Here is a 13,873-nt window from a genome sequence, read left to right as displayed (position 1 = left end):
CTAATTTTTCCATATCTTTTTTTTAAATAATTGCCAAAAGCCTTATTAAACCTTATTTTTGAGCGATATAAACCTACATATGAGCAAACGCGACCTTAAAAAATACCTCTCTCAACTTACTAAAAATCAGCTTGAAGAACAGTTTTTAGAAATTTATGACAAGTTTAGTGATGTTAAAACCTACTACGATTTTGTTTTTAACCCTAAGGAAGATAAACTGGAACAGGAGGCTAAACTGAAAATATCTAACGAATATTTTCCTGTAAAAGGAAAAAAAGCAAAGATGAGAAGGTCGGTTGCTCAAAAATATATTAAGCATTTTGTTACACTGGGGGCTGATCCGTTTATGGTAGCCGATGTTATGCTGTTTAATATTGAAATAGCCCAAAGTTATTCTGCCGAGAAGTTTGTAAAACAGGCTACATTTTATAAAAGCATGCTTAACTCCTATAAACAGGCTGCCGATTATATTGTAGCTAACGGAATGGCTCCTGATTTTAAAACCCGCCTGAAAAACATACATGACGAAGCTTTTGAGCAAAAATGGGAAAACCGCAAGGAGTTTGAACGTATTTACGATAATTTCGAATAACTACATAAACAGGTTGGTTTGTATATCTGCTAAATGATATCCTGCTCTGAGTTTTCCTACCCTGAATAGATTAACTTTTTCATGCGCCAAACGTGTGGGCTCGGGGATACGGTGCTTTATGGTACATTGTTTCATTATTCTTAATGAATCTTCTACAGATACTTTATGCCCCGGGGCAATATAAACAGGCTTTACATTTGTTTTAGTTCGCAGCGCATAACCTAATAATTCGCTTCCGTTGTAAATGGGGCTGGTGCTAAATTTATCATCTGCTAACGGATCATAACGACCATAAAGCATACTTTTAGCACAGCCTATTGTTTGAATATCTTGTAAAACACCAAAATGAGAAGCAATTCCCATACGTCTTGGATGAGTAATTCCCTGTCCGTCCAAAACCAACATATCGGGTTTTACAGGTATCTGTTCCCATGCTTCCATTAATGCCGGCACCTCCCTAAAACCTAAATACTGTGGTACATAGGGAAATTTCGTTTTGGTTTCTATTAATGAATAGGACTGTAAAACCATTTGCGGATAACTTAGTATAACTATACCTGCATAAACAGTATCACTATCTTTATTATGTGAAATGTCGCCTCCTGCTATAGTAGTAATATTTTTATCGTATGTTTGCAAAATCAACTTTTGACTTAGTTCATTTTGGACAGCAGTAGCTTCTGCAATCGAAATGGCATTATAATTTAGCATATCACACCTTTAAAGAAGAACTTCTAAAATACAAATTAAAATTCCCCGTTTAATAGTGTATATTGCTAATGTTTCCTTAAATTAAGGGATTGCAAAAGTTTAAGATTTTTTAAACACAAAATAAGGCTCCAACCACCTTATTTTTGGTATTTATCGAACTGTATGGAAAGAGAAGTTAAGGAAGTAGACAGGAAAGAGCTGTACCAATATCAGAAAAACGATATAGATACGATTTTCGAAAAGTTTGAAGGCAAGCCTGATAACTATCATCTGTTGTACCAGTTACCTACAGGTGGAGGGAAAACTGTAATCTTTTCTGAGATAGCCCGCAGATACTTAGAACAATATAAGCGTAAGGTTTTAGTACTTACGCACAGAATAGAGCTTAGTAAACAAACCTCAAAAATGCTTAAAAGCTTTGGGGTTAAAAACACTGTTATAGACAGCAGCGTAAAAGAGCTGCCGCATGACAATGAATACTCGTGCTATGTAGCCATGGTAGAAACCTTAAACAACAGGCTTAAGGATAAAAAATTCCATATGGACGACGTAGGGCTTGTAATTGTTGATGAGGCACACTACAACTCGTTTAGAAAACTGTTCTCATTTTTCAAAAAGTCTTTGTTTTTGGGAGTAACAGCTACTCCGCTAAGTTCAAACATCGATTTACCGATGTATGAAACCTATAGCGAACTGATAACAGGAGAACCTATTCAGTCGCTTATTGATAAAGGTTATCTGGCTAAAGCAGCAATGTATGATTATGATGTAGAACTTACATCTTTAAAGCTTGGTATTAATGGTGACTATACGGTAGCTTCGTCTGACGAACTGTATTCGCGTGCCGTTATGCAGGATTTGCTGCTACAGGCTTATGATTATCGCTCAAAAGGTAAAAAAACACTGATATTTAACAACGGTATATATACATCATTATATGTATATGAAACCTTTAAAGCTGCCGGATTACCTATTAAACACCTTGATAACAGAACGCCCGAAATGGAGCGTAAAAAGATATTAAGCTGGTTTAAAAACACTCCAGACGCTATATTAACGTCGGTCTCTATCTTAACAACCGGTTTTGATGAGCCTACAGTAGAAACTATTATTCTTAACAGAGCGACACGTTCGCTAACGTTGTATTTCCAGATGATAGGGCGTGGCTCACGTAAACTCCCGGGGAAAGATACATTTACTGTAATCGATTTAGGTAATAACGCACAGCGATTCGGTTTATGGAGTGACCCGGTAGACTGGCATTACATTTTTAAAAATCCTGAATTATTCCTGGATAGTATTCGTACCGACGCTGAAATAGAAAGCCTTCACGTTTACACTATGTCTGAGGAGATAAGGAATAAATTTCCTAATTCTGACGATGTAGAATTTGATGTAGAGGACGAATTTAAAGTCGCTGCCGAGTTAAAAATGAAACCGAAAGCGGTTATTGATAAGTCTATCATGCAACATGCACAAATGTGTGTTGAAAACAGCGAAACTATACCCGAAGCCCGTAAACTGGCAAAATTATTGGAACCTGATATTGAATACAGGGTTAAACAGTATTCTAACCTTCTTACAAGAACTACAAAAAATTACCGTGAATGGCTTATGGAGGATTACAGAACCCGACTTGGTACTAACATAGGTAAGCTGTTTAGGAAATATGCTATGGAAGAAGATTAAAATAACGACAGCTGTCCTCCTGAAGAAGGTTTGTCTTTTTTAGGAGGCTGCGCTTCTCCAAAAACAGTTCTGCCACCATATTTATACGATTCATCTCTTTCTTTTTGAACTAAAGCATCAAAATTCTCATTAGGGCTAAAACCTTTTTCGGCTTCCCATGATATTTCAGAAAGTTTCCTGATAGCATGCATTTTATCGCTGTTGCCAATTTTTGCTTTTTGAATAGCTGTCTGTAGCGTATTGATTGTTTCATCAAAGGTATTTACAGGCACCGGAAACGGATGTCCGTCTTTACCACCATGAGCAAAAGAAAAACGGGCAGGATCTTCAAATCGGGTAGGGGTGCCATAAATTACCTCACTCACCAATGCCAACGACTGTAATGAACGTGGCCCCATTCCTTTAAGCATTAACAGACTTTCAAAATCTTCAGGCTTATTTTCATGAGCTACCCAAAGCATGGCGCCTAAACGTTTCATGTTTACGTCTTTCATACGTACATCATGATGACTGGGCATTACCAAATGGTTTATTTCCTTCAATATCCTCTCGGGATTCTCATTTGCAATAACCAGTGATTTTTCCCTTGCCGAAGCTGCATTATGGGCTGTAAGGTTTAAAATTTCTCCTTTATTCTTACCATATATAAACGTATGGGGTTCATCAATAAACGATTGCAAGTCTTTTGAATGCCAATGGTATCTGCGCGCCATAGCATTACTGTCATTCATTCCCTGCTGTATAACACACCAATCTCCTTTATCGGTAACTATAAAATTATGCTGATAAAGCTGATACCCATCCTGTATAGCAGTATTATCTACCTTAGCAGTAAGCTTACTGAAATTAGCCAGTTGAGAACCGTCCAGTCCGGTTTTATAGCCTACGGCAAGTAATTCTTCCGGAGTTTTAGTGGAGTGTTTGCCCTTACCGCCACAAATGTAAATACCCAACTCTTTAGCGTGTGGATTTACCGAACGTTTTAAAGCTCCCAATACAGAAGTGGTTATACCCGATGAATGCCAATCCATACCCATAACAGCACCAAAACTTTGAAACCAAAACGGATTAGATAATTTATTTACAGCCTCGGCCGCAGAAAATTCCATTACAATAGTTTCCATAATGGAAAGCCCCAATTTTGACATCCTTTCGGAAAGCCAAAGAGGCACATGTCCGTTATGTAATGGTAAATCTGCTGATCCGGAGTGTTTCATGCTATAAATTATGAATATGTAAAAATACAAAACAGCCGTGCTTAAAAATGTTAAACACGGCTGTTTGTTTAAAGTTATACTGTTTTTACACTAAACCATTAATTTGGGCATACTGCAACAGCATTATAGTTTTAGCGTCTTTTATTTTACCATTCTTAATCATATCAATGGCTTGTGTAAACGGCATTTCAAGCACTTCTATGTTTTCATGCTCACTTTCAACACCACCGCCTTCACTGATTTTCATATCTGCAGAATAGGCTCCTGTAAAGAAATATATTATTTCGGTTACTGACCCCGGAGACATATATACCTCCATTATCTTTTTAACCTCGGTAATCCTGTAACCCGTTTCTTCCTGCGTTTCACGTTTAATACATTCTTCCGGATCATTCTCGTCTAAAAGCCCAGCGCAGGCTTCAATCATCATCCCGTCTGCATTACCGTTAAACCAAGTAGGTATACGTAACTGGCGCGTAAGTATAACAGTACCTTTTTCCTTATTATAAAGAAGTATTACAGCTCCATTACCACGATTGTATACTTCGCGCTCCTGTTGCTGCCAACTGCCGTCCTGCAGCTTAAAATCGTATTTTACTTTACGTAATACTCCCCAGTTATCTGATAAAAGTTCAGAGGATATTACTTTTACATTTTTTTCTTCCATATACCTAAAAATAAATTCCCCTCACTAGGAGGGGAAAATCCATTTCAAATATACTGATAAAATTTAGTACTTCCCGCTTAATAAAGCACCACCCATAGGCACTTTGGTATCTAATCCCAATTTTTTAAGCATTTCGTATGTAGTACATACTGCTGCCGATGTTACCGGGATTCCGCTTTCTTTCTCAATAGCATCAATAGCCTCAAGAGAAGGCATTTGCACACATGCAGATGCTACAATAACATCTACACCTTCAAGATTAAGCCTTTTATAAATATCTAAAAGGTTTTTAGGGTTTTGTGCAGCAACCTCAAGGTTATCCGGTATTTCAAGAGCTATATAATCAACCACTTCAAATCCCTGATGTTCAATATAATCAACAACCATTTCGGTAAGTGGTTTCATATATGGTGTAATAACTGCTACTTTTTTAGCACCTAATACTTTTAGTCCGTTTATTAATGCTCCTGCACTGGTAACAACAGGGGCAGGGGCATCGTTTTTAACGGTCTCTTCATGCAAGTTAGTTTCCGATACACAATGGTAACCACGTCCCATACTCATAATAGCTACAAGGCAGGCATATCCCATAACATCCACACGTGCATCAGATAGTTCCTGAGCACATTTTAAGCTCTGGGCATCCATTGCTTCCAGTTCTTCTTTAGTTACTTTTTTCATTCTCATTCTGCTGGAATGGAATGTAAAACGTTCTGGTGCTATAGTTTCACGAGAACGTAACAGGGCAGGTATTTCTGTCTCCATTGTTACGTTTGAACTTGGAACTATCTGACCTATTCTATATACTTTATTACTCATTATCTAAAGTTATACTTTAAGTTTAATTATAAGCTTTCAGAATCTACAATGGTATTCTTAAGCGTACCAATTCCCTCAACTGTTGCTTCTACAACATCACCCGGCCACATAAACTCCTGCGGAGTTCTTCCTGCACCAACACCGGCTGGTGTACCTGTAGCGATTATGTCTCCGGTTTCAAGTGTAAACACCGTACTCAAATCATGAATCAGGTCGTTTATATTAAACAACATGAATTTAGTATTTGAGTTTTGTTTTTCAACTCCGTTAAGTTTAAGAGATAAATTAAGGTTATGCGGATCTTTTATCTCATCTTTAGTTACCAGTACAGGCCCCATAGGAGCAAAGGTGTCCTGACCTTTAGAGACAATCCATTGCCCTGCACGGCGGCAGTCTCTTGCACTAATGTCATTAATTATGGTATAACCGTAAACACAATCAAGAGCGTTCTCCTTAGCTATGTTTTTCCCGCCTTTACCTAAAATAACAGCAAGTTCTACTTCATAGTCCAGCTGTTGAGTTACTTTTTGGTTGTGGATAATATCTGTTTCAGGTCCGGTTACGGCTGTTGTAGGCTTAGAGAAAATAACCGGCTGTTGCGGAAGATCTTTTGAAGTATCCAGTGAACGAGCCGATTCAGCTACGTGTTCGGTATAATTAAGCCCTATACCAAATATATTTTTTCTAGGTCTTGGAATAGGAGCAAGCAGAGTAGCATTTGCCACTGGTATAGAACACTCTTCCAGTTCCTCTTTAGTAGCAGTATTTAATAACTGAACAGCCTGCTTAATTCCGTTTTCACCTAAATCAATAAAATCAAGCATATTGTTAGGAAGCGGACTCTGTTTTAAATGCCCTAGTTTTTCGGCATCAACTATCATATTATCTTCAATAAATCCAAGGCTTGAGGCCGTATGGTTTATTCTGTAAGTAACTAATTTCATTATTGTTTGTTTGTAATATTATTATTCAACTGTCTGGAACCCGTCAGGATGTGCTTTTTCCTGATATAGCCCCAGTGATTCGATCACCGGAAGGTCATTAAATGAGAACAGGCACGCATCTTCTGTTTCCGAAAGGTTAACATGCTCATGATAAACCCACGAAGGTACACAGAAAATATCTCTTTCTTTCCAGTCATAACGTTTTCCGCCTATTATAGAGTAACCTTTACCTTTAGCACACTGATATACAAACGAACCGGTGTGTTTATGGGCTTTGGTATGCTCACCAGGGCGTAACATTTGTATCGAAGCACCCATAGTCTGCATTACATGGCCACCCGTTACAGGGTTGCTATAATGCATCAGCACACCGTCATAAGGCGAACCTTCATTAACTGTTGCAGCTTCCTGCAGGGCAGGGTATACCTGTTTCCATGAATATTTGAAAAGGGGAGAGTAGGGTTTATTCCACTCCTGATCTGCCGGTACAAGTCCTGCACCGCCATACATTAGCGGAGAAAAATTAACCGGTTTTTCAAGAGGTTGTTTACCGTCAAGAACAGCATAGTCGTTAGCTTCAAGTGCATTTACAAGCGGAATATCAAGTCCGTCCTGCCAAATACAGGTTTTTCCGCCTTCTTCAACGCCATGCTCATGCCATGTACTGTTTGGAGTAATAACAAAATCGTTGACTTCCAGCATTATCTTATTACCATCTACAACTGTGTAACCACCTTCTCCTTCCATAATAAAACGAAGGGCAGAGGCTTTATGGCGGTGAGCCGAGGTGCTTTCTCCCGGCCTTGTTACCTGAATACCGGTGTAAAGCCATCCTACAGCAGCACTTACATCCCTGCGTTTATCGTTTACAAGGTAAACTACACGTCTTCCTGCCTGTTCGGGAGTTACGAGTTCTGATGATTTTAAAACCAATTCTCTTAAATCCTCATAACGCCATAACATAGGTACCGACGAAGGTTTTGGTTCCCATGGTTCAATATCGTTTGCTACGGTCCATAAAGCACCGGCGCCAAGTTTGTTCAGTTCGGCATAGTAGGCTTCTAATTCCGGAGTGTCCTGTACTCTTGCACGGCCCAGTACACTGTCATCGTATTTTGTATCCATACTAATATAGTTTTTAAGTTGAATGTTTATTCTTCCAGATTATCGGTAAAAGTTATATTCTTTTTAGGAGCAGTATTTACCTTTAAATCAAATATGTCAAAGCGATTATAGTGCCCTAATATATCATGCATTTGTTTTGGCTGAATACATTTTGATAAGTCGATATCAGCATAAACAATACCTTCATCATCAATCAGCGGCTCTCCTATTACAGCACCATTAGGCCCTATAATACCCGAAAATGCACTGTTCTTTCTTGTTAGGAGTTCTTCTACATTTGGAACATCTTCTTTCATTACATCCATTATTTCCTGAGTAATGGTAGAACACGATACAATGGTAAACAGCTTCCCTTCAAATGAGTGTGCAGCAGCCCTTATCTTAATAGCTTCTGCCATATTATAATCAGGCGGGGCAACAGGTAGCGAAATATAATTGGCTATATGTATAAGTTCTCCCTGAGTAAGCAGTGTAAAACGTGCTAGTGTATTGGTGTTTTCTCCACAGGCAAGCGTACCTATAGGTCCAATTTCTGTATTGTATACTTTAAGGGACGAACCGTCTCCACCAGTCCAGGTAAGTTTTTCAGCCCAGGTAGGCACCAGTTTTCTATGTTTCCCTACAAGGTTACCTTTGTTATCTATAATTAGGTTGGTGTTATATAATTCGCCAAGGCTTTGTCCGCGCTCGTTTACACCTATAACCACATGGCAGTTATGCTCTTTTGCTGCTTCACAAATTCGGGCTACTTCAGGTCCTGGTACTGCGATAGAGTTTTTGTATAAAACTTCATACCATTTGCTTCCCTGTACCGGAGTCATTATCCAGTTCCAGTAAGGGTAACCTGCAACAAACACTTCAGGAAAAGCAACTAATGATGCTCCGTTACCCGATGCCTCTGCAACAATAGAACAAGCCTTATCTACCGTAGCTTCCACATTAAGGAACACGGGAGCAGCCTGTACGGCAGCAGCTTTAAATTTTGGTAATTCTAACATTATATTTCGAATTATTAATTCTCTGATTTATATCTCTCTAATACAGTTCGCATAGCATCTGTAAACGGACTCGCTTTTATATCACCTCTGTCATTTAGGAAATCAACTTTTACAAGTGTAACCTCGCCTTCAAGACAGGTAGAACCATCTTCATGTTCAAACTTAAATCCGCATACCATAGATGATCCGCCAATGTTTTTTAGCCAAAGGTATTTGGTAAGTTCATCGCCAAGACGGGCAGCTTTTTTAAACTGTATTTTTAAATCAACAGTAGGTATACCACCTGTTTTATGTATGTTTTTGAACGGAAGCTCTAATGCTTCTTCATAAAAATCTTCCACAAGACAGTTTAGCATTTCTAAAAAACGCGGGTAAAAAACGATACCTGCATAATCTACATGCTGAAAACGTACTTTCTCTTTCTTAATAAATGCTTTTTCCATTTAAGCCTGAACTGTATTTTTTAATTTAAATCGCTGTATTTTACCTGTTTCTGTTTTAGGTAACACATCGACATACTTTATTTCTCTTGGGTATTTATAAGGAGCTGCAACTTCTTTAAACCAATCCTGTATGGCTTTGGTAAGTTCGTTACAGGCTTTATTTTTATCTTTTAGAACAAGATAGGCACAAACCAGCATACCTCTGTTTTCATCGGGTAATCCTACTACAGCACATTCGGCAACATCGCTGTGTGTAATAAGTACGTTTTCAACCTCAATAGCCGAAATGTTATATCCTGATGATATAATCATATCATCTCCACGAGCCACAAACCAAAAATAACCGTCGTCATCCTTTTTAAAGATGTCTCCTGTAATATTCCAGCCGTTTTGAACATACTGCTGTTGTTTTTCAGGGTTATTAAGATACTTACATCCGGTTATACCTCTTACAGCAAGCCTTCCCGGAGTTCCGTTAGGCTGTTCATTCCCGTCTTCGTCAACAATCATGGCTTCATACCCCCTTATAGGTAGTCCTGTAGCACCAACACGCATGTTCTCTTCATTAGATGAAATAAAGATATGAAGTATTTCTGTAGAACCTATACCGTCTATAATTTTCAGTCCGGTAGCATTATACCAGTCTTCCCATACTTTAGCAGGAAGGGTTTCTCCTGCAGAAACACATTTTCTAAGCGATGAAATATCATATTCGTTTGCTTTTTGTGTAAGTATCCTCCATGCAGTAGGAGCAGTGAAACATATTGTTACCTTATAATCCTGAATAGCCTGTAGGAGCAAATCAGGCGACGGTTTCTCTATTAAAAATGTAGATGCCCCAAAGTAAAACGGGAATAATACCAAACCACCCAAACCAAAGGTAAACCCTAATGGCGGACTACCAATAAAAACATCATTTGGAGTAGGTTGTAAGGAGTATTTTGGGAATGCTTCACATATCAATAATATATCCTTGTGGTAATGTGAAGTCATTTTTGGTCTTCCGGTAGTGCCCGACGTAAAGCCTATAATAGAAAGTGAATCTGCTTTTGATTTGTAATTACTGAATTCTTTTGGTTTTTGAGCCATTAGCGTTTCCAACTTGGAAACTCCTTTCCCCGAACCGTCAAAAGTAATAACCTGTTTCAGGAACGGACTCTTAACTGCCATCATTTCGTCTTCAAGGCGATAATCGCAAAAAGCATGCGATATCTCGGCGCTTTCAACCATTACACTAAGTTCCTTTTCACGTAGTAGGGGCATAGTTGCAACTACAATACCACCCGCTTTAAGTATAGCAAACCAGCATGCTACATACATAGGATTATTTGCCGATCTGATAAGTACCCTGTTACCGGGAACCAGTCCCATATTTTCAACTAAAACATGTGCTATCTGGTTAGACTTTTCATATAGGTCTTTATAAGTCCATTGCATATCAAAAGTCCTAATGGCTATTTTATCGCCATTTCCTTCAGTAATATGCCTGTCAAGCAGTTTTTCTACACAATTTAAATCTTCAGGAAACTCAAAATCAGGATGTCCTGTAAAGCATTGTGCCTGTAGCTCAGCAGCTGGTAAATGGTCGTGTGCAAAATTATCTTCGTAATGTTTCATTGCTGTAATGCTTAATTACTTTTTATGCGTTAATGGTTTTAGTGCCTTTTTCATCCCCTCCAGCATTTTACGTTCTCCTCCGCGGTATGGATATAAGTGTGATGTTGCAAAAGAGTAGGGCTTAGGTATGCCTAAAGCTTCAAGATTATCAGCTTTATGCTGTTCATACGCCTGTGCATTCCTAACAAATGACGGATCTAACAATAATGTTTTTCCCAGTGCAACCAAATCTGCACGTCCGTTTAAAAGTATAGTATTGATCTGGTCTATATCCTGAATGTATCCGGCTGTAATAGTTGGTACATGTACTGTATTCCTAACCATGTCAGAGAATGGTGTTTGCCACATTCTGCCCACAACCGGTTTTTGATTAGCAACTGTTAGCCCTGTAGATACATTAATTATATCGGCTCCTGCATCTTTAAATGCCTTTGAAATAGCGATTACATCAGCTTCTGTTATACCGTTTTCAGCCCAGTCACAGGCCGAAATACGTACACTCATGGGCTTATCACTGTTAAAAGCAGCTCTCATTTCTTTAAACACTCTTAAAGGAAACTTTAGTCTGTTTTCTATACTACCGCCAAATTCATCTGTACGGATATTGGTTAAAGGAGAAAGGAATGAAGCCAACAGGAAACCATGATGCGCCTGTAGTTCAATCATATCAAACCCTGCCTTATCGGCATTTTGGGCTGCCGTAACAAACTCTGAAGTTATGATATCCATATCTTCCTGAGTCATTTCTACAGGTACAGCCATTTTATCGTTAAACGGAATAGGGGAGGCTGACATTAGTCCCCATGCATTATCAAGAGGTTCATTATTACCTTCCCAAGGAAATTTAACTGCTCCTTTTCTTCCTGAATGTCCTATTTGAATTCCGATTTTAGCAGCACTGTTCAGATGAATAAAATCGGTTACTCTTTCCCATGCTTCCACCTGCTCATTGTTCCAAATACCGGGACAGCCTGGTGTAATCCTACCTGTTGGTGAAATAGCTGTGGCTTCAGTTAAAATTAGACCGATACCACCTACAGCCCTTGAACCATAATGCATAAGATGCCAGTCGTTTACAAGTCCGTTAACAGCAGAATACTGTTCCATAGGGCTCATAACAATCCTGTTTTCCAGTTTTACATTCCTTAATTTATAAGATGTAAAAGCCGGAGATGTTTGCAGGTTTTCGTTTCCTGCATTGGTATTGAATTCTGCCAGTACTTTTTTAGGGAAAGAAGGATCGCGTAGTGCAAGGTTTTCAAAAGTTACCTTTTTAGCCCTAGTCATTACACTAAAAGCAAACTGCATAAAATCATGCTGTATGTGCCTGTCCATGTTTTGGAACCATTCCAGAGATACATTAGCAGCATGCTGAATCACTTCAACACGGTTGCGGCGTAATTTCTCGTAGTTCTCAAAAACAGCTTTGGTATCTGTTTTATGTTTTATTACCGAATCGGCAAGTGCTATGGCACATTCCATTGCCAGTTTAGTTCCCGACCCAATGGAGTAGTGGGCCGTAGCTTTTGAATCACCCAGTAAAACAATATTACCTGCACTCCATTTTTTATTAGTTATAACAGGGAACTGCCTCCAGTGCGACCTATTAGTTATTAGAGCGTGACCGTCTAATTCTTCCTTAAAAATCTCAGATATCTTGTTGATGGTATCCTCCTCATCTGTAACACTAAAACCAGCTTTCTTCCAGGTTTCATCAGTCGTTTCAAAAATCCAGGTACTCATTCCTTCTTCATACTGATAGGTATGTGCTACAAAGGTACCATGAGGTGTTTCTCTAAAGAAGTAAGTAAAAGCATCCAGTGGCTTTGTAGATCCCATCCACACAAAGCGATTGCTTTGCAGTTCTATATTCGTACCGAAATCAGAAGCAAACTGCTCACGTATCGCACTGTTAATACCATCGGCAGCTACTATAATATCTGAATCCTTAAACTGGGATATATCATCCACATTGGCTTCAAACTTAAGGTTAACACCTTCTTCAAGGCATCGTTGCTGCAAAAGCTGTAATAATGTTTTACGGGAACAACCACAAAAACCGTTACCGGTAATACGTACTTTTTCACCGTTTCGGGCAACATCAAGTTCGTCCCAATACGCAAAACGGTTTCTGATTAAATCATAAGATTTCGGATCGCGGGTAAGGAACTCACTAAGGGTTTCATCAGAAAACACTACTCCGAAACCAAATGCATCATCAGCCTTATTACGTTCGTAAACTGTTATATCACAATCGGGGATTGCCTTTTTTGTAAGTATCGAAAAATATAAGCCTCCGGGGCCTCCGCCTACAACTGTTATTTTCATTATTGAGGTCTTTTTATTGAGAATATCTCACCCAGTTTTGCATAATTAGAACCTGCCAGTCGGGCAATAGGTCTGTATGTCTCCGGGTTAATTTTATAATTATCAAGCAATACGCTTTCATCTATATGAAACATTACTACGCGGCCTATCATAATAGTAGCACCGCCATGTTTATGGTCTTCAAGCGAGTAATGATGTACCAGTTCACATTCAAAACTTATAGGACTTTCTAACACTCTGGGAGCTTTAACTTTAGAGCAGGGAGCCTGAGTCACTCCGGCATAATCAAACTCATTTATATCAGGTGGAAGGCTTGCCGAACTGTTGTTTACTGCTTCAGCCAAATCTTCAGTAGCCATATTAACCACAAACTGTTTTGTAGTCAACACATTATTTAAAGTATCCTTATTAGAATCTCCGGGTCTTACGGTAGAAAACATAACATGTGGCGGATCTTCACCCACTACATTAAAAAAGGAGAAAGGCGCTAAGTTTGGGACACCGTTTTCGCTTATTGTGGAAACCCAGCCAATAGGTCTTGGTATTACCGATCCGCTTAGTATTTTATAAACTTCGCTTTGGGTTATATTTAAAGGATCAATTATCATTAGAAGTGTAATATTTACTGCAAATAAAAGAAAAAAATATTATCAAATTTTACAGATTTATGTTATAAAAATATGTTTTATAGATAAATATCTAATATTTACGTTTTATTAGACT

13 protein-coding genes are annotated in these 13,873 nt (G+C 38.6%); 2 read left to right on the top strand and 11 right to left on the bottom strand.

Annotation, left to right across the window (positions count from 1 at the left end; genetic code table 11):
* Positions 1-79 precede the first annotated feature (79 nt).
* Entirely contained in the window at positions 80-592 is a 513-nt protein-coding gene (locus GN157_RS01975; RefSeq protein WP_157481456.1) for a DUF6155 family protein, read from the top strand.
* Here the strand turns inward: GN157_RS01975 and nfi are convergent, their stop codons facing one another.
* Positions 593-1,303 (bottom strand): deoxyribonuclease V, encoded by a 711-nt coding sequence (nfi, locus tag GN157_RS01970; protein WP_157481455.1) that lies wholly within the window; start codon positions 1,301-1,303, stop codon positions 593-595.
* A 162-nt stretch (positions 1,304-1,465) separates the two neighbouring features.
* Here nfi and GN157_RS01965 point away from each other — a divergent pair, with 162 nt between their 5' ends.
* Positions 1,466-2,992, top strand: coding sequence for a DEAD/DEAH box helicase (locus tag GN157_RS01965; protein ID WP_157481454.1), 1,527 nt, complete (start codon positions 1,466-1,468; stop codon positions 2,990-2,992).
* Here GN157_RS01965 and GN157_RS01960 read toward each other — a convergent pair.
* The 10 genes from GN157_RS01960 to GN157_RS01915 form a co-directional block, all read right to left on the bottom strand.
* A complete protein-coding gene (locus GN157_RS01960) occupies positions 2,989-4,209 on the bottom strand; it encodes a DUF763 domain-containing protein (RefSeq protein WP_157481453.1) in 1,221 nt (406 codons plus the stop codon). The two genes, GN157_RS01965 and GN157_RS01960, sit on opposite strands and share 4 nt — an antisense overlap.
* Before the next feature lie 85 nt (positions 4,210-4,294).
* Positions 4,295-4,876: a GDP-mannose pyrophosphatase NudK gene (nudK, locus tag GN157_RS01955; RefSeq protein WP_157481452.1), complete on the bottom strand. Its 582-nt coding sequence runs from the start codon at positions 4,874-4,876 to the stop codon at positions 4,295-4,297.
* A 63-nt stretch (positions 4,877-4,939) separates the two neighbouring features.
* Positions 4,940-5,695 (bottom strand): maleate cis-trans isomerase family protein, encoded by a 756-nt coding sequence (locus tag GN157_RS01950; protein ID WP_157481451.1) that lies wholly within the window; start codon positions 5,693-5,695, stop codon positions 4,940-4,942.
* Between the two features lie 26 nt (positions 5,696-5,721).
* Complete coding sequence (locus tag GN157_RS01945; protein ID WP_157481450.1) at positions 5,722-6,639, bottom strand: fumarylacetoacetate hydrolase family protein; 918 nt, start codon at positions 6,637-6,639, stop codon at positions 5,722-5,724.
* Positions 6,640-6,660: 21 nt separating this feature from the next.
* On the bottom strand, positions 6,661-7,764 hold the full coding sequence (locus GN157_RS01940; RefSeq protein ID WP_157481449.1) for a cupin domain-containing protein: 1,104 nt from the start codon (positions 7,762-7,764) through the stop codon (positions 6,661-6,663).
* A 26-nt stretch (positions 7,765-7,790) separates the two neighbouring features.
* Positions 7,791-8,762, bottom strand: a complete 972-nt coding sequence (locus GN157_RS01935) for a carbon-nitrogen hydrolase family protein (protein WP_157481448.1) — start codon at positions 8,760-8,762, stop codon at positions 7,791-7,793.
* Between the two features lie 14 nt (positions 8,763-8,776).
* Positions 8,777-9,205 carry an acyl-CoA thioesterase gene (locus GN157_RS01930; RefSeq protein WP_052123202.1) on the bottom strand — a complete coding sequence of 143 codons (429 nt, stop codon included), beginning with the start codon at positions 9,203-9,205 and terminating at the stop codon, positions 8,777-8,779.
* Entirely contained in the window at positions 9,206-10,822 is a 1,617-nt protein-coding gene (locus GN157_RS01925; RefSeq protein WP_157481447.1) for an AMP-binding protein, read from the bottom strand.
* 15 nt (positions 10,823-10,837) lie between these two features.
* Complete coding sequence (locus GN157_RS01920) at positions 10,838-13,150, bottom strand: oxidoreductase (RefSeq protein ID WP_157481446.1); 2,313 nt, start codon at positions 13,148-13,150, stop codon at positions 10,838-10,840.
* Positions 13,150-13,758: a flavin reductase family protein gene (locus tag GN157_RS01915; RefSeq protein WP_157481445.1), complete on the bottom strand. Its 609-nt coding sequence runs from the start codon at positions 13,756-13,758 to the stop codon at positions 13,150-13,152. The genes GN157_RS01920 and GN157_RS01915 overlap by 1 nt, the downstream gene beginning before the upstream one ends.
* Between the last annotated feature and the right edge of the window lie 115 nt (positions 13,759-13,873).

This window comes from Flavobacterium rakeshii (assembly GCF_009741375.1).
GTDB classification, from domain to species: domain Bacteria; phylum Bacteroidota; class Bacteroidia; order Flavobacteriales; family Flavobacteriaceae; genus Flavobacterium; species Flavobacterium rakeshii.
Note: the sequence above shows the minus strand (reverse complement) of the source record. Positions and strands in the feature narration are given on the sequence as shown.

What these genes read in the sequence shown, in the direction of transcription:
- GN157_RS01945 (WP_157481450.1), bottom strand. Translation starts at nt 6,639, where the DNA reads ATGAAATTAGTTACTTACAGAATAAACCATACGGCCTCAAGCCTTGGA.
- GN157_RS01965 (WP_157481454.1), top strand. Translation starts at nt 1,466, where the DNA reads ATGGAAAGAGAAGTTAAGGAAGTAGACAGGAAAGAGCTGTACCAATAT.
- nudK (WP_157481452.1), bottom strand. Translation starts at nt 4,876, where the DNA reads ATGGAAGAAAAAAATGTAAAAGTAATATCCTCTGAACTTTTATCAGAT.
- GN157_RS01935 (WP_157481448.1), bottom strand. Translation starts at nt 8,762, where the DNA reads ATGTTAGAATTACCAAAATTTAAAGCTGCTGCCGTACAGGCTGCTCCC.
- GN157_RS01930 (WP_052123202.1), bottom strand. Translation starts at nt 9,205, where the DNA reads ATGGAAAAAGCATTTATTAAGAAAGAGAAAGTACGTTTTCAGCATGTA.
- GN157_RS01975 (WP_157481456.1), top strand. Translation starts at nt 80, where the DNA reads ATGAGCAAACGCGACCTTAAAAAATACCTCTCTCAACTTACTAAAAAT.
- GN157_RS01950 (WP_157481451.1), bottom strand. Translation starts at nt 5,695, where the DNA reads ATGAGTAATAAAGTATATAGAATAGGTCAGATAGTTCCAAGTTCAAAC.
- GN157_RS01940 (WP_157481449.1), bottom strand. Translation starts at nt 7,764, where the DNA reads ATGGATACAAAATACGATGACAGTGTACTGGGCCGTGCAAGAGTACAG.
- nfi (WP_157481455.1), bottom strand. Translation starts at nt 1,303, where the DNA reads ATGCTAAATTATAATGCCATTTCGATTGCAGAAGCTACTGCTGTCCAA.
- GN157_RS01960 (WP_157481453.1), bottom strand. Translation starts at nt 4,209, where the DNA reads ATGAAACACTCCGGATCAGCAGATTTACCATTACATAACGGACATGTG.
- GN157_RS01925 (WP_157481447.1), bottom strand. Translation starts at nt 10,822, where the DNA reads ATGAAACATTACGAAGATAATTTTGCACACGACCATTTACCAGCTGCT.
- GN157_RS01920 (WP_157481446.1), bottom strand. Translation starts at nt 13,150, where the DNA reads ATGAAAATAACAGTTGTAGGCGGAGGCCCCGGAGGCTTATATTTTTCG.
- GN157_RS01915 (WP_157481445.1), bottom strand. Translation starts at nt 13,758, where the DNA reads ATGATAATTGATCCTTTAAATATAACCCAAAGCGAAGTTTATAAAATA.